The organism is Streptomyces sp. NPDC102467 (assembly GCF_044765445.1).
GTDB lineage: Bacteria > Actinomycetota > Actinomycetes > Streptomycetales > Streptomycetaceae > Streptomyces.
On record NZ_JBIWKA010000011.1, the window covers coordinates 90036 to 109007 of the forward strand.

The following is an 18972-nucleotide window of genomic DNA, read 5'->3' on the forward strand; positions in this document are numbered from 1 at the left end:
CCTGCGGGGACCCGTACGGGCCCCCGGGGATCAGGCCTGGTGCTCGAGGATGTACTTCGTGGCGTCGCCGACGGTCTTGAGGTTCTTGACGTCGTCGTCCGGGATCTTGACGTCGAAGCGCTCTTCGGCGGCGACGACGACCTCGACCATGGACAGCGAGTCGACGTCCAGGTCGTCGGTGAAGGACTTGTCCAGCTGGACGTCCTCGGTGGGGATCCCGGCGATCTCGTTCACGATCTCGGCGAGACCGGCGACGATCTCTTCCTGAGTGGCGGCCATTGTGGCGCTCCTTCGGTGTGTTTCCAGAGGGTGTGGCGGCAGCTGTACGGACCAGGTGATCCGGACAGGATGCCTAGGGGAGGGTAACGACCGTGGCGGCGTACACGAGACCCGCCCCGAAGCCGATGACGAGCGCGGTGTCGCCGCTCTTCGCCTCGCCGGTCGCCAGGAGCCGCTCCATCGCGAGCGGAATCGAGGCGGCCGACGTGTTGCCGGTGGTGCGCACGTCGCGGGCGACCGTGACATGCTCCGGCAGTTTGAGAGTCTTCACCATCGAGTCGATGATCCGCTCGTTGGCCTGGTGGGGAATGAAGACATCCAGGTCGTCCGGGTGGATCCCGGCCGCGTCCAGCGCCTGCTGGGCGACCTTCGCCATCTCGAACACGGCCCAGCGGAACACCGCCTGGCCCTCCTGCGTGATCGCAGGGAACTTGACGTTGCCCTCGGAGTCGAGAGGCAGTTGCGACACGTCGCCGACGTGGAACTTGTCCCACGGCACGGTCTGCTTGATCGTCCCGGCCTTGTCGCCCTCGGAACCCCACACGGTGGGGCCGATCGCGGGCTCCTGGGAGGGGCCGACCACCACGGCACCGGCGCCGTCACCGAACAGGAAGGCCGTCGCACGGTCCTCCAGGTCGGTCAGGTCCGAGAGCCGCTCCACGCCGATGACGAGCACGTACTCCGCGCTGCCCTCGACGATCATGCCCTTGGCCAGCGTCAGGCCGTACCCGAACCCGGCGCAGCCGGCGGAGATGTCGAACGCGGCGGCCTTCTGCGTCCCCAGCTTGTCCGCGATCTCCGTCGCGATGGCCGGCGTCTGCGAGAAGTGCGAGACGGTCGACACCACCACGGCGCCGATCTGCTCGGCCCCGATGCCCGCGTCGGCGATGGCCTTGCCGGACGCCTCGACGGACATCATCGCCACGGTCTCTTCGTCGTTCGCCCAGTGGCGGGTGGCGATGCCGGAGCGCGAACGGATCCACTCGTCGGACGAGTCGATCTTCTCGAGGATCACCTCGTTCGGCACGACCCGCGTCGGCCGGTAACCGCCGACACCGAGGATGCGCGCGTACGGGGCACCCTTGCTGGGCTTGATCTTCGACATGCTGCTCGGATCTCCTTGTCAGGCCGTTGCGGCTGTGGCTTCGGCGATCAGGGCGCGGGCTGCGTCGAGGTCGTCGGGGGTCTTCAGGGCGAGAGTCTTGACGCCGGGCAGGGCGCGCTTGGCGATACCGGTGAGTGTGCCTCCCGGGCACACCTCGATCAGCGTCGTCACGCCGAGCTCCTGGAACGTCTCCATGCACAGATCCCAGCGGACCGGGTTCGCGACCTGGCCGACCAGGCGGGAGAGCACCTCGGCGCCGGTCGCGACCGTCTTGCCGTCCTTGTTCGAGACGTACGTGATCGCGGGGTCGGCCGGGGCCAGCTCCTTCGCCGCCTCCTCCAGCTTCGCCACCGCGGGGGCCATGTGCCGGGTGTGGAACGCGCCGGCCACCTTCAGCGGCACCACGCGGCGCACGCCCTCGGGCTTGTCGGCCTCCAGCGCGGCCAGCTCCTCGAGCGTGCCGGCGGCCACGATCTGGCCCGCGCCGTTCACGTTCGCCGGGGTCAGGCCCAGCTTCTCCAGGTGCGCCACGGTGACCTCGGGGGCGCCGCCGAGCAGCGCCGACATACCGGTCCGCGTGATCGACGCGGCCTCGGCCATGGCCAGGCCACGTCCCCGCACGAGCCGCAGAGCGGCGGTGTCGTCGAGCACGCCCGCGAACACGGCCGCGGTGATCTCGCCGACGCTGTGCCCCGCCACCGCACCCGGCGCGATGTCACCGAGCGCGGACGCCGACAGGAGCCCGGCCGCGACAAGGAGCGGCTGGGCCACGGCCGTGTCACGGATCGCGTCCGCGTCGGCCTGCGTGCCGTAGTGGGCGAGGTCGAGTCCGATGGCGTCGGACCACGCGGCGAGGCGGTCCGCCGCGCCGGGGAGGTCGAGCCAGGGGGTCAGAAAGCCGGGCGTCTGAGCGCCTTGGCCGGGAGCGACGAGTACGAGCACTCTCACACTCTCTCTTGTGGACGGTGCGGGCCGCCCGTGGGGACAGGGACGAAGAACCGAAGGGGGAATTGTAGACCCCCGACAAAAGCCTACGACTGAGGATCTGCGTGGGCCAGACGCCCCAGGATCAGCGCGATGCGCAAGGTGAACGCCGAGCGGACGTCGGACGGCGACCAGCCGGTGACGTCGGTCACACGTCGGAGCCGGTAGCGGACGGTGTTCGGGTGCACGAAGAGCATCCGGGCCGCACCTTCCAGGCTGCTTGCCTGCTCCAGATAGACGCTGAGCGTCTCCAGAAGCGCCGAGCCCGCTTCCTCCAGCGGTCTGTAGATCTCCTCCACCAACTGGTCCCGCGCGGACGGGTCCCCCGCGATCGCGCGCTCCGGAAGCAGATCGTCCGCCAGAACCGGACGCGGGGCGTCCTGCCAGGCCCCGCACGCCTTGAGTCCGGCGGCCGCCGCCTGGGCGGACCGCGTGGCGGCCTGCAGGTCCGGCACCACGGGGCCGGCGACCACGGCTCCCGCCGCGAACGGCCCGATCAGTGACTTCGCCACCGCCAGCGGATTGTCGCTGCCGCCCGCGATCACTACGAGCCGGTCCCCGAGCACCCCGGTCAGCACCTGGAGCTTGGCGTGCCGTGATGCCCGCCGGATCGCCTCCACGGTCAGCTCGCTGTCGCCGTCGGGTGCGGTCCCGAGCACCACGCACACATGCTCCGGCGAGTTCCAGCCGAGCGCCGCGGCCCGGCTGACGGCGCCCTCGTCGGCCTCCCCGGAGAGCACGGCGTTCACCACGAGGGACTCGAGCCGCGCGTCCCACGCGCCCCGCGCCTCCGCCGCCTGCGCGTACACCTGGGCGGTCGCGAACGCGATCTCCCTCGCGTACACGAGAAGCGCCTCCCGCAGGACGCTCTCGTCGCCGGGAGCGGCGACCTCGTCGATGGCCGATTCCATGACCTCGATGGTCGTCCGCACCATCTCCACGGTCTGGCGCAAGGTGATCGCCCGGGTCAACTCCCGCGGCGCTGTGCCGAAGACGTCCGTCGAGATGGCCTGTGGTGCGTCCGGGTACCGGAACCACTCGGTGAACGCGGCGATACCCGCCTGCGCCACCAAGCCGATCCACGACCGGTTCTCCGGTGGCATGGCCCGGTACCAGGACAGCGTCTCGTCCATGCGCGTGATCGCCTGCGCGGCGAGCGCCCCGGATGACTTCTCCAGGCGCTTCAGGGTCGCCGAGTGCGGGTGGGGGTTCGCACGGGCGTCCGGGCGGCGGTCCGCTGGTTCGTTCGCTGAAGGCTGCGCTGATTCCGATGGGGGCACGGGGACAAGACTGCCTTATCGGAACGGCTCAGCGGAGTGGAGGGTCCGAGGTGACCGCGGCGGGCGGCAGGAAAAGACGGCTGGAAACGGCGGCCGGAGACGACGGATACCGTGTATCGCGTGATTGATGTACGCCGTTCCGACGACCGGTACCCCGGCGGCGAACCCGATGCGGGGATCGAGTCCCTCCACGCGTTCTCCTTCGGCCGGCACTACGACCCGGACAATCTGCGCTTCGGCGCGATCCTCGCCTGCAACGAGGAACATCTGGCTCCCGGCGCCGGCTTCGACGAACACCCCCACAGTCACACCGAGATCGTCACCTGGGTCGTCTCCGGCGAACTCACCCACCGCGACTCGGCAGGGCACGAGTCGGTCGTGCGGCCCGGCGATGTCCAGCGCCTGAGCGCCGGCGGCGGCGTCCGCCACGTCGAGCGCAACGACGGCGTCGAACCCCTCACCTTCGTTCAGATGTGGCTGGCCCCCAGCGACCCGGGCGGCGACCCCGCCTACGAAGTGGTGCACGGCATCGCCGACTCGACCCCCTACGACGTTCCCGCGGCAGACGCCATGCTCCATGTGCGGCGCCTGGCGGAGGGCGAGCGCACCGAACTGCCCACCGCCCCCTACGTCTACCTGCACGTAGTGCACGGAGAAGTGCGCTTGGGCGACGCGGAGTTGAGGCCGGGCGACGCCGCTCGCGTCACCGAACCGGTCGGTCCCGAAGTGCTGGCCACCACGCGCGCGCAGGTGCTGATCTGGGAGATGAACGGCTGACACCGGGGCGCTGGGTGCGGGGTGCTGGCGCGCTGGGTGCGGGGGTGCCGGGGACGGGTTGCTGTGGCCAGGCCGCTGTGGCCGGGGCGGCCCGGCCAGGCCACAGCTCGCGGCTCGGCGCGGCCCGGTCAGATCTCCGCGAGCACCGCGTCGGTGAACGGCGGCCAGACCTCGGCCGCCCAAGGCCCGAACGCCCGATCCGTCAGTGCGACACACGCAACCCCGGCCGCGGGGTCCGCCCACAAGAACGTGCCGGACTGCCCGAAATGCCCGAACGTCCGAGGCGACGACGAACTCCCGGTCCAGTGCGGCGACTTGTGGTCCCGGATCTCGAACCCGAGTCCCCAGTCGTTCGGGTTCTGGTGTCCGTACCCCGGCAGGACGCCCTTCGTTCCCGGGTACTGCACCGTCATCGCCTCGGCCACGGTCCGCGGGTCGAGCAGCCGCGGGGCCTGCACCTCGGCGGCGAACCGCACCAGATCGTCCACCGTCGACACCCCGTCCTTGGCGGGCGAGCCGTCCATCGTGGTCGCGGTCATCCCGAGAGGCTCGAGCACGGCCTGACGCAGATACTCGGCGAACGGAATGTCCGCCGCCTTCGCGATGTGGTCCCCGAGGACCTCGAAGCCCGCGTTCGAGTACAGCCTCCGCGTCCCGGGCGCCGAGGTCGTCCTGTGCTCGTCGAAGGCGAGGCCACTGGTGTGCGCCAGCAGATGCCGCACCGTGGACCCCTCCGGGCCGGCCGGCTCGTCGAGCTCGATCGCCCCTTCCTCATACGCGACGAGCGCCGCATAGGCCGCGAGCGGCTTGGTGACCGAGGCCAGCGGAAAACGATGGGCCGTGGGTCCGCGCGTGCCCAACACCGTGCCGTCCGCCCGGACGACGGCTGCGGCGGCGGTCGGGACCGGCCAGTTCTCGATCAACGCGAGGCTCTGCATACCTACGAGCCTAAAGCGTCAGCCTCATCGCGGGCGCGGGGGTGCGGGCGAACCCGAGAGACGTGTACAACGGTTCGCCCTGCGCCGTCGCGTGCAGATCGATCCGGCGTACACCGCGCTCCCGGTACCAGCCCAGGAGTGCCTCCATGCAGGCTCGCGAAAGGCCCATGCGCCGGTGCTCCGGGTCGGTGCACACGTTGAAGACGTGCCCGGAGGTGCCGGAGGGGTTGCCCGGGCCACCCAGACCGCGGTGGATGGTCCCCGTCGCGCAGGCCGCGAGACGCCCGCCGCCTGCTGGAGCGTCGATGACGAACGCGGCCAACTCTCCGTCTGGGACGGCGAGATGGTCGCGCAGCGCCTCGATCGTGACCGGCTGCCAGCTCACATCGGTACTGGGGCTCATCGAGTCGAGCATGATCTTGCGCAGCCGGACCAGCTCTTCGGCGTCCTCAGGGACGGCACGGCGGACGAGAGGCATGATCCGCACCGTAGTGGGAGCGCCGCCTGGCTGTCGCCAGGAATTCCCCGCGATTGCTTGCTTGGAGCGCACTCCAAGGTTCTAGCGTGGGGGTCATGACGGTGATGGAGACCACGCCCGCATCCACCCGGACCGACGCCGACCGGACCAAGGTCGACGACTGTGCCTCGGCGCCGAGTGCCCATCCGCTTCCGGACGGCCAGGACCGGTACACGATCAGTGAGGTCGTCGCCTTCACCGGACTGACCGCGCACACCCTGCGCTGGTACGAGCGCATCGGCCTGATGCCCGATGTCGACCGCTCACACACCGGCCAGCGCCGCTACAGCAACCGCGACCTGGACTGGCTCGCCTTCGTCGGCAAGCTGCGGCTCACCGGCATGCCGGTCGCCCACATGGTCCGCTACGCCGAACTCATCCGCCTGGGCGAGCAGACCTTCGAGGAGCGGCGGGAACTCCTCGAGTCGACCCGCCGCGACGTCCTGAACCGGATGGCCGAACTTCAGGACACCCTGGGCGTGCTCGACCACAAGATCAACTTCTATGCGGGCGCCCACCAGGCGTCGGAGAGGAACTGAACCGCATGACCGGCACGGAACCGACCTCGCAGGTGAGCGAAGAGCGCATTTCCACTGTTGAGTTGGGAAACAACGGGCCCGTGGTGGGCATTCAGGGCCTGGGCTGCATGGGCATGAGCTGGGCCTACGGTCCGACGGACGCCGACGAGGCGCGAGCCACCCTGGAGCGGTCTCTGGAACTCGGCGTCACCCTGTACGACACCGCCGACGCCTACGCCGCCGGAGAGAACGAGAAGTTTCTGGCTCCTTTCGTCAAGGCGCACCGGGACGAGATCGTCCTGGCCACCAAGTTCGCCATCGGGACCGATCCCGGTGACCCGTACAAGCGCATCATCAACAACGACCCCGCTTACATTCGGACCTGCATCGACGCCAGCCTCCAGCGCCTGGCCGTCGACTCGGTCGACCTGTACTACATGCACCGCCGGGACCCGAAGGTGCCCATCGAGGAGACGGTCGGCGCGATGGCCGAACTCGTCGCCGCCGGCAAGGTCAAGCACCTGGGCCTCAGCGAGGTCACCGCCGACGAACTGCGCGCCGCGCAGGCCGTCCACCCGATCGCGGCCGTCCAGTCCGAGTGGTCGCTGTTCAGCCGCGACATCGAGCGGTCGGTGGTGCCGGCCGCCGCGGAGCTCGGCGTCGCGCTCGTCCCCTATTCGCCGCTCGGACGCGGCTTCCTCACCGGTGCCTTCGTCAGCGCCGACAAGGAGTTGTCCGCGGACGACTTCCGCCGCCAGCAGCCCCGGTTCACCGGCGACAACGCCGCCGTCAACGCGGCCCTTCTCGAACCGGTCCGCAAGGTCGCCGACGCGCACGGCGCCTCCCTCGGCCAGATCGCCCTCGCCTGGGTGCAACGGCAGTCGGAGCCCTTCGGTCTCGCCGTCGTCCCGATCCCCGGCACCCGCAAGCGCGGCCGGGTCGAGGAGAACACCGCGGCGACCCGCATCGCCCTCACCGACGAAGACCTGGCGCTCCTCGAACCGATCGCTTCCCAGGTGTCCGGTGACCGCTACGCCGACATGGCCTTCACGTCGGCGGGCCGCGAGTAGTCGCGGAGCCGGAGCCCCGACGGCAGACCGTCGTCGGGAGCCCGGCCGCAGAGGGCGAGGAACGTGCGCTGCCCCGTCCTGTCGGCGTCCGCCGCCCATCGTGCGCACCCGGTATGCGGCCCGTTCGGTCGGACTGGCCCCGGCTCGCCCTCGCGGTCCTGGCTGTCCGCCTCGGACGACCGTGAGGCTTGCGGTGGCCCGTCACGCCAGCCCCAGCGCGAACACCGTGAATCCGGCGGCGAGCAGCCCGGCCAGGGCCCGCCGCCCCCGGCTCGCCTGCTTCCAGGGCGATTCGAAGCCCCGCGCGTAGCGGCCTGTCAAGGCAAGCAGAGCCGCGAACAGCGGCAGCCACGCGAGGCGGGCCGCTATCCAGGCCAGTGTGTCCGGCGCCGCCGTCAAGCCCGGTATCGCCCCGGCGAAGGACGCGGGGACCGCCGCCGCCAGCATCGCCGTCTGGTGCCAGCACAGGATGGTCATTGCCGACAGGTTGATCACCACGACCGGCGCCCACAACACGGGCCGGCGCAACAGACGGCCGATACGGTCCCGGAGCAGCATCGCGGTGCCGCTCTGCGCGGCTGCCAGGGCGAGGACCAGAAGCGATGGCGGATGGGAGTTGGTCCGTTCCGCGCCCGGTACCCCGACCATCGACGTGGGGTAGTGGAAGACGACCAGGAGTGCCGCGAACAGCACCGCCCCGCCGACAAGCAGTACCCATGCGCCACGCCTGCCCAGCCTCTTCTCGCCCCAACAGACGCCCAGTTGGTAGGCGAACATCCAGCCCGGCAGCAGATTCAGCAGACTCAGCCAGGACGGCATCGACTGGGCGAAGGGCCCGTACCGAAGGAAGTCGACAGCGGCGACCGAACCCAGGAGCGGTGCCGCCGCCCAGCCGCCCAGCCTGCGGGAGGCCCGTATGCACCAGGGCGTGAGCGCGGTGACCACGGTGTAGACGCCGACGAACCAGAGAGGCTGTATCACCAGAGTGGAGCCGGTCCGCAACGTCGTCCCCGGCACTCCGAGGGCGTACAGCACCGGAATCACCGCGGCCCAGACCGCCGTCACCCCCAGAACCGGACGGCCCAGCCGGACCAGTCGGCCGCGCAGCCAGCGGGCCGTCGATGTACCTCGCTCCTGCGCCCGGCGGTACGACAGGACCGACGCGTAGCCACCCACGAGGAAGAAGACGCCGAGCATCTGCAGCACCCAGCTCAGCGGGGCGAAGAAGCCGAACGCGGACAGCGGACTCGCATTGTGCAGGGCACCCTGGGTGTCCACGGTGAACCCGCCGAGGAGCCAGTGCCCGGTCGGAACGGCGAGCAGGGCCAGGGCCCGCAGCCCGTCGACCGCCCGGTCCCGGTGGGCCGGAGTTCTGGCGTCGATAGTGGCGACAGCCGAGGCGGCGGAAGCCCGCACAGTGGCGAGGGTCATGAGGACGCTCCGATGGCGATGTCGGTGAAGGCCCGCAGTGAATCCGTGCCGGGCGCGAAATAGCCGGTGTGGCCCTGCGCGCGCTCGGCGGGCACCCGCCGGGCCCCGAAGGAGGGATCGGTGGGGTCGGCTCCGTGCCCCAGGCCGAGCAGCTCGACATGGGGCACTTTGGAGATCCAGTCGCTGTCGTCTTTCGCCGCCCACACACGGGCCCGGGTGTGCAGATCGGACACGCTGTCCGCGCGCAGCCCCGGAGACCCGAACACCACCAGATCCGATGCGGGCAGCCGGGCGGCGGCGAGCCCGCACACCACCGACCCGTAGCTGTGACAGAAGACGGTCGGCTTCGGTGCGCCCGCGGCGGTGAGGCCCTGTGCGAAGCGGGTCAGACGGGGCGCTCCCGCCTGGGCGAGCCGGCCGGTGGCGGCGTCCGGGCCGAGCCCGACCGGAGTGGTGTACCCCACCCACGCCACCACGGCCGTACGTCCACGCGCCGCCGCGTACAAGGACTTCGCCATTCCGGTGGGTGTCCCGTACTCGTCCTTGGCCCGGTCGAACGAACCCAGATCGATGTCCGAGCCCGGAACGACTACGGAGACATGACCGGCCGCGCTCAAGTCCCCATAGACCTCGGCTACTTGCCCCCGGCCCCGCGGGTCGAAGGCGAGTATCCGACGGTCGTGGGCGAGCAGATCTGAGCAGCGCTCGGCGAGAGCGCGCGCCGCCGCCCGTGCCTGCGGGGTCAGGGTCGTGTTCCGCGCGTCTCTCCGGGCCCGGCGCTTCTCGGCACGCAAAGCCAGCGCGTTCGCCTCGTAGCGCAAGGGGATCGGCGCGCCGTCCAGGTTGCCCACGACCGACGGGTGCCGGACGGCCAGCTCGTGCTGCTCCGTCGCGCTCAACCCGCGGAAGAAGGCCGCCAGGTGCGAGGGGCTGACTGCCTCGGGGTCAGGCAGGGCTCTGCCCAGCATGCCGTCCGCGCGCCAGGACGCCACTCCCGGGGGCGGGCCCGTGAGCGGATGCTGCTCATGCCCCGAGGCCCAGCCTGCGGTGCCCGCGACAATCGTCGTCGTGAGCGCGGCGGCGACCAAAGTGCGGCGGCCGCGTCGTTTCCATGAACCCAGGCCCATCGCCCGTCTCCCCTTCGTCCGTTGACTTGACGAGGGGAAGGTAGAAAGCCGGCTTGGGTCGGCACGTCACACTGCGGAGCCAACTCGCAGCTGATACCTGGGTATTGACACCTCATACCGCAGTAGGGGGTGGCACGGACGCACGCCGCTGATCTCACAAGATGCCGTGCTACTGGGGGCATTGCCCGGGACAACGCCGACCGGGATGCGCGGCGCGCGTCGGGCGAATCAGTACTCAGGTACCGGGTGTCACTGGTCGCCGGGCGTGATGAGCCCGGACTCGTAGGCGAAAATCACGGTCTGTGCACGATCGCGCAGCCCCAACTTCGCCAGTACTCGGCCGATATGAGTCTTCACGGTCTGCTCGGCCAGGACCAGCTTCTGTGCGATCTCCTGGTTGGAGAGACCGCGCGCGATCAGCTCCAGAACTTCCACCTCGCGGGGGGTCAGACTCTTGAGCCGAGGGGAACGATCTCTGCGGGCCGGCCGTGTCTTGGCGAAGTCCTCGATGAGACGCTTGGTGACCGTCGGCGCGAGCAGCGCTTCCCCGGCCGCGACGACGCGTACCGCGGAGATCAGATCGGTGGGCGGCGCGTCCTTGAGCAGAAAGCCGGATGCGCCCGCGCGTAGCGCCGCATACACATAGTCGTCCACGTCGAACGTGGTGAGCATGAGGACCTTGGGTCGGTGCACCACGCCCCGCGGCGGATCCAGCAGCTCGCGCGTCGCAGCCAGTCCGTCCATCTCGGGCATCCGGACATCCATGAGGACCACATCGGGATGTGTGGACCGGCTCATGTCGACACCCTGTCTGCCGTCCGGGGCCTCGCCCACGACGTCGATGTCGGCCTGCGCGGACAGCAGCGCGGCGAAGCCCGCCCGCACCATGCTCTGGTCGTCGACGATGATCACGCGAATGGTCATGCGCGCAGAAGTCCTTTACGCCGAGGGGGAGTCGGACACATCGAGCGGGAGCCGGGCTGCGACACGGAAGCCTCCGTCGGGCAGCGGACCCACGTCCAATGTGCCGCCGACCAACCGTACGCGCTCGCGCATCCCCACCAGGCCGTGTCCCGTACCGGCGGACTCGATGGGGGAAGTGGGCTCCCGAGCCGGCCCGTTGACCACGATCAGGAGCAGGGCGGCGTCGTCCAGGCCGACCGAGATCTGCGCTCGCGCGCCGGGGGCGTGCCGCACCACGTTCGCGAGTGCTTCCTGCACGATGCGATACGCGGAGAGGTCCACCGCCGGCGGCACATCAGCAAGTTGCCCGACGAGCGCCAGTTCTGGATACGACAGCTCGGCCGGAACGCCACCTCGTATCGTCGCCTCCACCAACTGTCGCAGGTGCGCGAGGCCCGGCTGGGGCGTCAGATCGCCCTGTGCGCCCTCGCTGCGCAGTACGACCAGGAGACGCCGCATCTCCGTCAGCGACTCGCGCGCGCCCGCGGCGATGGACTCGAACTCCGCGCGCGTCTCGCCGGTCAGGCCTTGCAACCGGTAGGGCGCGGAGTCCGCCTGCACCGTGATCACCGACATGTGATGGGCCACGACGTCATGCAACTCGCGGGCGATTCTGGCTCGCTCCTCCAGCAGCGTGCGGCGGGTCCGCTCGGCCTCGCTGATCGTCTCCTGCTCGACGAGCTTGCGCCGTGTCTCGCCGCGCTCTCTCAACAGGGCACCCAACAGCAGTACTCCGCCGCTGAGGACGATGAGGAGAACACCCGTGTCCTGGCTGGTCCTGTCGCGGAAGAGACCCAGAACGATGCTGGTGAAAACGGTGACCAGCCAGATGCCGACGAGAGTACGGCGGCTCTCTCGCAGCGCCAGGGTGATGCACAGCACCACGTAGCCCACGACGACCATGGGCGTCCACGGCGACGGATGATGGGCGTCGCCCTGAAGGACAGGGATGGTGCCCAGCACAGTGGCGGCGATCGTGATGTACCAGGCGGTCAGCGGACGACTGACCGCGAGAAGCAGGGGGGCGGACTGCGCGACACCGATGGCGCCGGCGAGGCCGCCGTTGACTCCGTAATCATTCGACAACACCTGCGTCGTGACCGGGATGAGCACCACGATGAAGCCCAGGGCGATCAGATACGGCAGCAGCCGCATCCAGCGCTTGGGTGCTTGAGCCAGCAGCGGCTCGGAGCGGTCGCCACCCACGGCGACCGTGAGCGCCGCGCCTGCCGCGGCCAGCCTGTCGCGCATACGGCGCGGATCGCGTGCCGGCTCATCGGAGGTACGCCGCCGCCCCGCTCGGCCGGAGCCTTCGTCCGGCGTTCGGGGCGCATGGTCGGGGGGAGGTGGAGTGCTCATGGCCAGATCAGCGTAGGCAATGAGCACAGCGCGTGCCGTCATACCGTGGTGCTCAACCGCACCTCATACCCAGGTATCGCCGGTCGGCTGCGTACCCCGGCTGCGTGCCTCGGCTGCGTACCCACGGCGGCGTCCCCGGCTGTCACAGCTCCGCGAGCAGCTCGGCCTTCTTCGTCGTGAACTCCGCGTCCGTGACCAGGCCCGCCTGGTGCAGCTCGCCGAGGTGGCGGATGCGGTCGGCGATGTCCGCCGGGTCACGGCGCCCGGACGGTGCGGACTCGGCGCGCAGTTGTCCGCCCGGCGAGGGAGCGGGACTCGTGGACCGTGCGGCGGCGAGCACAGAGGCGGCGAAGGGCAATGACTCGTGCACCGGCCCGTAGCCGAGTCCGAAGACCACAGCGGCCGGATCCTGGTCGGCCTGTCCCGGCTGACCGTCGACCGAATCGCGGGGCAGGAGGCGCAGATGTCCCTCGAACAGCTCGGGGGAGCGCCACTCCACGCCGCTCAGATCGGCGACCGGGAACGTCTTGTCCCCGGCCTTCCACTTCGCGGACGAGGCACCCGTCCAGAACCAGCGAAAGGAGACCGACGCCCCGTCGAAGGAGGCCTTGCCGTCGTACGCCTTGAACTGCAGTGGGGCCTCGGGCGGCGCCACCAGATACCCGTCCGGCCAGATGTCCTCGTCGGCCACGAGCTTGCCGCGCAGTTCGTCCGCGTAGTACTCCGCAAGCGTCTCGCGCTCGGCGGGCAGTACCAGGCGGTACGGGTCGCTGCCCTCCTTGAGCTGGCCCGCCGCGGCGTCCATCAGTGGATCGACACCCGGTCTCGGCACGGCGTGCAGGACTACCGTCCCGCGCTTGCCAGGAGTCAGAGTCACCGCCGCGATCGCTTCCAGCGGGATGCGTCGCTCACCGAGCACCTGAAGGAGCTTCGGCGTGCGGATCCCCCGTTCGAAGCGGATGAGCACGGAGTCGGACTCGAACTCCCAGGCGGCATGAAATCCGGCCAGTACGTCACCCATGCGGCTCATCGTATGCGGCACATGCGCCTCCGTCGCCTGTTGCGTCGGACCACTGTTTCACCGATTTCTACGCGCGTCAGGCAGAGGCACTACCGGAAAAACCCTCCCGACAGTGCTGATTCGCGTCCGCACAGCGCACCGATCGGTACGCGCCAGTCCCGATCTCGGCGAAGTTACTGAGGCTCTCGGTGCCCGGTACGAAGTAACCGGTGTGGCCCTTGGCATCTGCTGAGGACACGACCCGCGCGCCGAAGCCGGAGGAGACCGGGTCGGCGCCGTGTCCGAGGCCGCCCACCTCCATGTACGGCACGTCCTGGATCCAGTCGTCCTTGTCGCGGGTGGCCCATACGCGCGCGTGGGTGCCCAGACCCGAAGCGTTCTCCGCACGCATGCCCGGACTGCCGGCCACCGCGATGTCACTGACCCGCGAGGGGAGGTGGCGCGCGGCCACTCCGCACACCACGGAGCCGTAGCTGTGGCAGTACAGGGCGACGGGGGAGCGACCGGGCAGGCCGCGCAGCATCGCGTTGAGCCGGACGGAGCCGTCGTCGGCACGCATCGCCGTGGCGGCATCCACGCCGAGGCCGATCGGGGCCGTGTAGTCGGCCCAGGCGATGACCGCGGTGCGGGTGTGGGGACTCGCCGTGCGCTCGGCGTCGTACAGCGAGCGGGCCATGCCCACGGGAGCGGAGTATTTGCGGAATGTGCGCTGGAACGTCAGCACATTCGTGTCGACGCCCGGCACCACGACGGAGACGCGCTGCGCCTTGTCGAGATCGCCGAAGACCTCGGCGACCCGGCCGTTGCCCATGGGGTCGAAGGCGAGGATCTTGCGGTCCGGGTTGGCCAGCAGCGCGAAGCGCTTCATGCGCTGCTTGGCGTCGCTGTGGCCGAGGGTGGAGAGCCGGACGTCGTGCACGCGCTTCGCCTCGACCTTGCGGGCTTGGTCGAGGGCGATGCGATTGGCGCGGTAGCGCAGCTCGACCGGTGCGCCGTTCATGTTGCCGACCGCGAGCGGGTAGCGGTCGACGAGCCGACTGCGCTGATGAGGCGGCAGCGAGGCGAAGAAGTGCGTGAGGCGGGTGGGGGAACCGTCGGGCGCGGGCAGAGCATGCCCGTTCAGGCTGCCGTGCTCCCATGCGGAGAGTGCGGACTGAAGCGGCGAGGTGCCGCCCCGGTGCTGTTGCACTGCCGTCCAGCCGGTGGTCGCCAGCATGACGAACACGACGGACAGCGCAAGCAGTGCGCGCCAAACGTTGAGTTGCGGAGTCGAGTCGAAGGAAGTCACTGCGGGACACCCTAGGAGAAGCGCACGGGGCTCCGTGCGGCGGGTGAGACACATCACGTTTTCAGCCGGGTATTTGGGTAAAAGCGGGCGCAGTTGCAGTCAAGCCTTCACGCTACGTAAGGGCGCGTAGGGAGTTGAAGCGCCCTACATGCGCGGGCGTGCGACCGGGATCACGCGATGACGCCCACGTCGCTCACGCTCGGTCATCACTCCATCGCTCGCTCAGTGACGGTTTCAGGTGGTCGAGATACGCCTCGGTGAGGGCGCGGATGGCGTCGATGCTCGCGTCCTCACCAGCGCCCCACAAGCGCCCTGTCATCCGCATCACGCCACTGAACGCGGCCACCGCCACGCGTGGCCGGGGGTCGGTGTCCACGTCGAGCCCTTCCCGCTCGGCGATCACACGCGCGACCTGCTCGTCCAGCTCGGTGGAGCGGCGCAGATGTGCGGCCAGCAACGAGGGGGTCGACTCGATCATCTGGTAGGTGCGCATGTGGAGTTCGGCCGGGATGACTTCCTCCACCGAGCGACTCAGGGCCTCCCAAGTGCCGAGCACCGTGTGGCGCAGCGCCTCGAATGGGCTCTCCTGTGCCGGGCGTTCCCGTAGTGCGGTGACGAAACGGGACTCCACCATGTCCTGTACGGCGAAAGCGGCCTCTTCCTTGTTCGCGAAGTAACGGAAGAAGGTGCGCTGGGAGACCTCGCAGGCCTCGGCGATCTCGTCGACCGTGGTGCGGTCGAACCCCTGGGACGTGAAGAGCTCAAGTGCGCTGCGCAGCAACGCGTTTCGCGTGCGCTGCTTCTTGAGTTCACGCAGGTTCAATCGAGTCGCCATGGTCCTCTTTCAGGCTGTTTGTGCACCCCACAGTAGTAGTGTGAGCGACGTGACAGTTACCGACTTGTGAAATGCTTTGTCAACTGTCAGGGACTGTCACTAGCCTCGAACACATGACTAGTCAGACCACTGTCGACAAGGCGGACCGGGTTCCGGAGCCCGATCCCGTCCCGGCACCGGCCAAGGGGCTGCGCGGCCATCCCTGGCTGACCCTCTTCTCCGTCGCGATCGGCGTGATGATGGTTGCCCTCGACGGCACCATCGTCGCCATCGCCAACCCGGCCATTCAGAAGGACCTCGGCGCGAGCTTCGCCGACGTCCAGTGGATCACCAACGGCTACTTCCTCGCCCTCGCGGTCACGCTCATCACCGCGGGCAAGCTCGGCGACCGGTTCGGGCACCGGCAGACCTTCCTCATAGGCGTGGTCGGTTTCGCCGCCGCCTCGGGAGCCATCGGCCTGTCCGACAGCATCGCGTTCGTCGTCACGTTCCGCGTGCTCCAAGGGCTGTTCGGCGCGCTGCTCATGCCCGCCGCGCTCGGCCTGCTGCGCGCCACTTTCCCCGCCGAGAAGCTGAACATGGCGATCGGCATCTGGGGCATGGTGATCGGTGCGTCGACCGCGGGTGGTCCGATCCTCGGTGGTGTGCTCGTGGAGCACGTCAGCTGGCAGTCCGTCTTCTTCATCAACGTCCCCGTGGGCGTTCTCGCTCTCATCCTCGGGCTCGTCATCCTCCTCGACCACCGCGCGAAGAACGCGCCGCGGTCCTTCGACATCGCCGGCATCCTGCTGCTGTCCGGCGCGATGTTCTGTCTGGTCTGGGCCCTCATCAAGGCACCCGCGTGGGGCTGGGGCGACGGCTTGACGTGGACGTTCCTCGCCGCGTCGGTGCTGTGCTTCGCGCTGTTCGCGCTCTGGGAGACCCGCGTCGCCGAGCCGCTCATCCCGCTGGGCCTGTTCCGCTCCGTGCCGCTGTCGGCCGGTGTGGTGCTGATGGTTCTCATGGCCATCGCGTTCATGGGCGGCTTGTTCTTCGTCACCTTCTACCTGCAGAACGTGCACGGCATGAGCCCGATCGACAGTGGTCTGCACCTGCTGCCGCTGACCGGCATGATGATCGTCGCCTCGCCGCTGGCGGGCGCGATGATCACGAAGGTCGGCCCGCGCATCCCGCTCGCGGGCGGTATGGCGTGCACCGCCATCGCGATGTACGGCATGTCCACGCTGGAGGCGGGCACCGGCAGCGGCATCATGTCCGTCTGGTTCGGGCTGCTCGGTCTCGGCCTCGCGCCCGTGATGGTGGGCGCCACCGAAGTCATCGTGGGCAACGCGCCGATGGAGCTCTCCGGCGTCGCCGGCGGACTTCAGCAGGCCGCCATGCAGATCGGTGGCAGCCTCGGCACCGCCGTCCTCGGCGCCGTCATGGCGTCGAAGGTGGACAACGACCTCGCGGGCAACTGGGCGGACGCCAAGTTGCCGCCGCTCTCCTCGAGCCAGTTGGACCAGGCGGCCGAGGCCGTCCAGGTCGGCGCCGCCCCGGTGCCGCCCGGCACGCCGGCCGGGCTCGCAGAGAAGATCACGGGTGTCGCCCACGACACCTTCATCTCCGGCATGAGTCTGGCCTGCCTGGTCGCCTCGGGTGTCGCGGTCGTCGCGATCGTCGTCGCGATGCTGACCAAGCGTGGCGCCAACGCGGAGGCGGGAGCGGGTGTCGGGCACATCTGACGCCGGACGGGCGCTGCGTCCGAAGCCCCAGCTCATGGGTGCGGGACAGCGTCGCCCTTAGTCGTGAACAAGGCGCTCAAACCGCTCTTGTGAGGGAAGCCCCCGGGGAACTATCCGGGGGCTTTCGCTTATCCGGGTGACGTCGCTCGACAGCCCTTCCCGGAACCGGATCCTCCGGGCCAAAGTGTGAGGCAAGCGATCAGTCGCGAACGCAACTGGTCGACATGACACGGGGGTTGAATCACATGCGTACGTCTATGCCCAGGACCGCAGTCGCAGTCGCATTCGCACTTGCCGCGGCAGCTCTCACACCCGGCCTCGCCACCGCGGCGGCGCCACCGACACTCGGTGGCTGCGCGGCGGGGGAGCTCTGTCTGTGGGGCAAGGCCGGGTTCAAGGGGCCCCGGCACACGTACGAATTGGCCGGGATCGACATCGAGAGTTGCGTCGCGCTGCCAGAGGGGAGCAGCGCGGCGTCTCTGGCCAATCGCACCGGCCGGCCCGTCACCACGTATCAGTCCGTCAACTGCGCGGAGACCGGGGAGTTCCAGACGTACCCCGGCAGCGGTACGTGGGAACCGGAATCGCCCTACCGCGCACGGGCGTTCAAGGTCTGGGAGAGATGACAGAAGGCACAGAAGGCTCTGGGGGAGATGACAGAAGGTAGATGACAGAAGCGAGATGGCAGGAGAGGGGCGAGAGGGTGGAAGCCGCGTGCGATAGGCGGCGCTAGACGGGGTACTCGATGTATCGCCCGAGTCCGGACGAACTCGAGGAGGGATGATGGCGGGCTTCGGACACACCACGCGCAAGCACCCCCGTTCACGCAGCCGCACAGGTTCGCGGAGCGGGCCGGACCGCGCGACGCTCGGAATCATCGGACTCATCTGCGCGATCGTGGGGCTCTTCTCCCTGGGGATCGTGCTGGGACCGATCGCCCTGGTCTGCGGTTGGCTGGCCATGGGCCGACGCTGGACCGGTACTCGGTCGATGCCGGCGCTGGTCGCCGTCGTCCTCGGCGCGATCGACACCCTGCTCGCGATCGTCGGGCTGGCCTCGGCGGCCGGCTCCGCCGCGGGCGGATTGTTCTGAGTCCGGGTGTGAGCGACTGACCGCTTCGAGCGGTCAACTCCGGTCGACCCCGGGTCAGTTCCCGGGGCCCACCCCGGAGGCACCTGCACCCCCGGGTGCGGCCCAGCCGCCGCACCTGGGGGCGTCAGGGAGCGTTCCCATCGCCATCGCCATCGCCATCGCCATCGCCATCGCCATCGCTCTCGCCATCACTGTCACCTGCGAGCTGCGAGCTGCGAGCTGCGAGCTGACGGCCGTGCCGAGCGTGCCAGCGCCACGTCCACCTGGCTCATGCGTGCCTCCGGCGCAGCGACCCTCGGCCCCCCTGGCATGAGCGCGTCCGTCCCGCCTGCGTCAGCCATCGGCATGCCCCCTGAGGCCCTGAGGCACGTCAGTCGTCACCCTCGTCTTACGCGTCGCCCTCGTCTCCCGCGGCGGGTTCCTTCGCGCAACCCTTCTCGAACGGGGAGTTGTACCATGCAAGCTTTGCGCGACAAGCGTGTTATGTGCGTTATGCGTGTGCGTGCCATGCGTGCCATGCGTGCCATGCGTGTCCTGCGCGACGAGGCCGGTGACGACACCGCGCAGCGTGATGCCGGACCGCGTCAGACCCAGCGCGGACGCCCGTCCCGAAACGCAGGAGGGCGGCGGGACCGTCGGTCCCGCCGCCCTCGGACAAGCGGAC

Annotated in this window: 19 protein-coding genes; 6 read left to right on the plus strand and 13 right to left on the minus strand. The window is 69.5% G+C overall.

Annotated features, from left to right (window positions below; translation table 11 throughout):
* Nucleotides 1-30 precede the first annotated feature (30 nt).
* The 4 genes from ACIREE_RS23525 to ACIREE_RS23540 form a co-directional block, all read right to left on the minus strand.
* On the minus strand, nt 31-279 hold the full coding sequence (locus ACIREE_RS23525) for an acyl carrier protein (protein ID WP_351591842.1): 249 nt from the start codon (nt 277-279) through the stop codon (nt 31-33).
* Nucleotides 280-352: 73 nt separating this feature from the next.
* Nucleotides 353-1384, minus strand: a complete 1032-nt coding sequence (locus ACIREE_RS23530; protein WP_404155405.1) for a ketoacyl-ACP synthase III — start codon at nt 1382-1384, stop codon at nt 353-355.
* An 18-nt stretch (nt 1385-1402) separates the two neighbouring features.
* Nucleotides 1403-2326 (minus strand): ACP S-malonyltransferase, encoded by a 924-nt coding sequence (locus ACIREE_RS23535; protein ID WP_404155408.1) that lies wholly within the window; start codon nt 2324-2326, stop codon nt 1403-1405.
* 89 nt (nt 2327-2415) lie between these two features.
* A complete protein-coding gene (locus ACIREE_RS23540) occupies nt 2416-3648 on the minus strand; it encodes a PucR family transcriptional regulator (RefSeq protein ID WP_404155410.1) in 1233 nt (410 codons plus the stop codon).
* Nucleotides 3649-3759: 111 nt separating this feature from the next.
* On the opposite strand from ACIREE_RS23540, the gene ACIREE_RS23545 reads away from it, so the two are divergent.
* The gene (locus tag ACIREE_RS23545; protein WP_404155413.1) at nt 3760-4425 is read left to right on the plus strand and encodes a pirin family protein; all 666 of its coding nucleotides are present in this window, start codon (nt 3760-3762) and stop codon (nt 4423-4425) included.
* Between the two features lie 128 nt (nt 4426-4553).
* Here the strand turns inward: ACIREE_RS23545 and ACIREE_RS23550 are convergent, their stop codons facing one another.
* Nucleotides 4554-5363, minus strand: coding sequence for a serine hydrolase domain-containing protein (locus ACIREE_RS23550; protein WP_404155415.1), 810 nt, complete (start codon nt 5361-5363; stop codon nt 4554-4556).
* 10 nt (nt 5364-5373) lie between these two features.
* Complete coding sequence (locus ACIREE_RS23555) at nt 5374-5841, minus strand: GNAT family N-acetyltransferase (protein WP_404155418.1); 468 nt, start codon at nt 5839-5841, stop codon at nt 5374-5376.
* A gap of 95 nt (nt 5842-5936) precedes the next feature.
* Between ACIREE_RS23555 and ACIREE_RS23560 the strand changes: the two genes are divergently transcribed.
* Together ACIREE_RS23560 and ACIREE_RS23565 are read left to right on the plus strand one after the other, a co-directional pair.
* The gene (locus ACIREE_RS23560) at nt 5937-6419 is read left to right on the plus strand and encodes a MerR family transcriptional regulator (RefSeq protein ID WP_404155420.1); all 483 of its coding nucleotides are present in this window, start codon (nt 5937-5939) and stop codon (nt 6417-6419) included.
* Between the two features lie 5 nt (nt 6420-6424).
* On the plus strand, nt 6425-7468 hold the full coding sequence (locus ACIREE_RS23565) for an aldo/keto reductase (RefSeq protein ID WP_404155423.1): 1044 nt from the start codon (nt 6425-6427) through the stop codon (nt 7466-7468).
* 201 nt (nt 7469-7669) lie between these two features.
* Here ACIREE_RS23565 and ACIREE_RS23570 read toward each other — a convergent pair whose 3' ends face one another.
* From ACIREE_RS23570 to ACIREE_RS23600, 7 genes are all read right to left on the minus strand, one after another.
* Nucleotides 7670-8899 (minus strand): acyltransferase, encoded by a 1230-nt coding sequence (locus ACIREE_RS23570; RefSeq protein WP_404155426.1) that lies wholly within the window; start codon nt 8897-8899, stop codon nt 7670-7672.
* Nucleotides 8896-10026: an alpha/beta hydrolase gene (locus ACIREE_RS23575; protein ID WP_404155428.1), complete on the minus strand. Its 1131-nt coding sequence runs from the start codon at nt 10024-10026 to the stop codon at nt 8896-8898. The genes ACIREE_RS23570 and ACIREE_RS23575 overlap by 4 nt, the downstream gene beginning before the upstream one ends.
* A 249-nt stretch (nt 10027-10275) precedes the next feature.
* The gene (locus ACIREE_RS23580) at nt 10276-10950 is read right to left on the minus strand and encodes a response regulator (protein ID WP_404155430.1); all 675 of its coding nucleotides are present in this window, start codon (nt 10948-10950) and stop codon (nt 10276-10278) included.
* Between the two features lie 15 nt (nt 10951-10965).
* Complete coding sequence (locus ACIREE_RS23585; protein ID WP_404155433.1) at nt 10966-12348, minus strand: sensor histidine kinase; 1383 nt, start codon at nt 12346-12348, stop codon at nt 10966-10968.
* Nucleotides 12349-12490: 142 nt separating this feature from the next.
* Nucleotides 12491-13369: a DUF4429 domain-containing protein gene (locus ACIREE_RS23590; RefSeq protein WP_404155436.1), complete on the minus strand. Its 879-nt coding sequence runs from the start codon at nt 13367-13369 to the stop codon at nt 12491-12493.
* A gap of 76 nt (nt 13370-13445) precedes the next feature.
* Nucleotides 13446-14657, minus strand: a complete 1212-nt coding sequence (locus tag ACIREE_RS23595; RefSeq protein WP_404155439.1) for an alpha/beta hydrolase — start codon at nt 14655-14657, stop codon at nt 13446-13448.
* Nucleotides 14658-14850: 193 nt separating this feature from the next.
* The gene (locus ACIREE_RS23600; protein WP_404155442.1) at nt 14851-15492 is read right to left on the minus strand and encodes a TetR/AcrR family transcriptional regulator; all 642 of its coding nucleotides are present in this window, start codon (nt 15490-15492) and stop codon (nt 14851-14853) included.
* A gap of 113 nt (nt 15493-15605) precedes the next feature.
* Here ACIREE_RS23600 and ACIREE_RS23605 point away from each other — a divergent pair, with 113 nt between their 5' ends.
* The 3 genes from ACIREE_RS23605 (at nt 15606) to ACIREE_RS23615 (ending at nt 18308) form a co-directional block, all read left to right on the plus strand.
* Nucleotides 15606-17216: an MFS transporter gene (locus tag ACIREE_RS23605; RefSeq protein ID WP_404155444.1), complete on the plus strand. Its 1611-nt coding sequence runs from the start codon at nt 15606-15608 to the stop codon at nt 17214-17216.
* 257 nt (nt 17217-17473) lie between these two features.
* Entirely contained in the window at nt 17474-17842 is a 369-nt protein-coding gene (locus ACIREE_RS23610; protein WP_404155447.1) for a peptidase inhibitor family I36 protein, read from the plus strand.
* Between the two features lie 157 nt (nt 17843-17999).
* On the plus strand, nt 18000-18308 hold the full coding sequence (locus ACIREE_RS23615; protein ID WP_404155450.1) for a small hydrophobic protein: 309 nt from the start codon (nt 18000-18002) through the stop codon (nt 18306-18308).
* Nucleotides 18309-18972: the final 664 nt, after the last annotated feature.

Bases quoted from the DNA above. Each gene is read 5' to 3' on its own strand.
- ACIREE_RS23525 (WP_351591842.1), bottom strand. From the start codon at position 279: ATGGCCGCCACTCAGGAAGAGATCGTCGCCGGTCTCGCCGAGATCGTG.
- ACIREE_RS23530 (WP_404155405.1), bottom strand. From the start codon at position 1,384: ATGTCGAAGATCAAGCCCAGCAAGGGTGCCCCGTACGCGCGCATCCTC.
- ACIREE_RS23550 (WP_404155415.1), bottom strand. From the start codon at position 5,363: ATGCAGAGCCTCGCGTTGATCGAGAACTGGCCGGTCCCGACCGCCGCC.
- ACIREE_RS23555 (WP_404155418.1), bottom strand. From the start codon at position 5,841: ATGCCTCTCGTCCGCCGTGCCGTCCCTGAGGACGCCGAAGAGCTGGTC.
- ACIREE_RS23560 (WP_404155420.1), top strand. From the start codon at position 5,937: ATGACGGTGATGGAGACCACGCCCGCATCCACCCGGACCGACGCCGAC.
- ACIREE_RS23565 (WP_404155423.1), top strand. From the start codon at position 6,425: ATGACCGGCACGGAACCGACCTCGCAGGTGAGCGAAGAGCGCATTTCC.
- ACIREE_RS23570 (WP_404155426.1), bottom strand. From the start codon at position 8,899: ATGACCCTCGCCACTGTGCGGGCTTCCGCCGCCTCGGCTGTCGCCACT.
- ACIREE_RS23575 (WP_404155428.1), bottom strand. From the start codon at position 10,026: ATGGGCCTGGGTTCATGGAAACGACGCGGCCGCCGCACTTTGGTCGCC.
- ACIREE_RS23580 (WP_404155430.1), bottom strand. From the start codon at position 10,950: ATGACCATTCGCGTGATCATCGTCGACGACCAGAGCATGGTGCGGGCG.
- ACIREE_RS23585 (WP_404155433.1), bottom strand. From the start codon at position 12,348: ATGAGCACTCCACCTCCCCCCGACCATGCGCCCCGAACGCCGGACGAA.
- ACIREE_RS23590 (WP_404155436.1), bottom strand. From the start codon at position 13,369: ATGGGTGACGTACTGGCCGGATTTCATGCCGCCTGGGAGTTCGAGTCC.
- ACIREE_RS23600 (WP_404155442.1), bottom strand. From the start codon at position 15,492: ATGGCGACTCGATTGAACCTGCGTGAACTCAAGAAGCAGCGCACGCGA.
- ACIREE_RS23605 (WP_404155444.1), top strand. From the start codon at position 15,606: ATGACTAGTCAGACCACTGTCGACAAGGCGGACCGGGTTCCGGAGCCC.
- ACIREE_RS23610 (WP_404155447.1), top strand. From the start codon at position 17,474: ATGCCCAGGACCGCAGTCGCAGTCGCATTCGCACTTGCCGCGGCAGCT.
- ACIREE_RS23615 (WP_404155450.1), top strand. From the start codon at position 18,000: ATGGCGGGCTTCGGACACACCACGCGCAAGCACCCCCGTTCACGCAGC.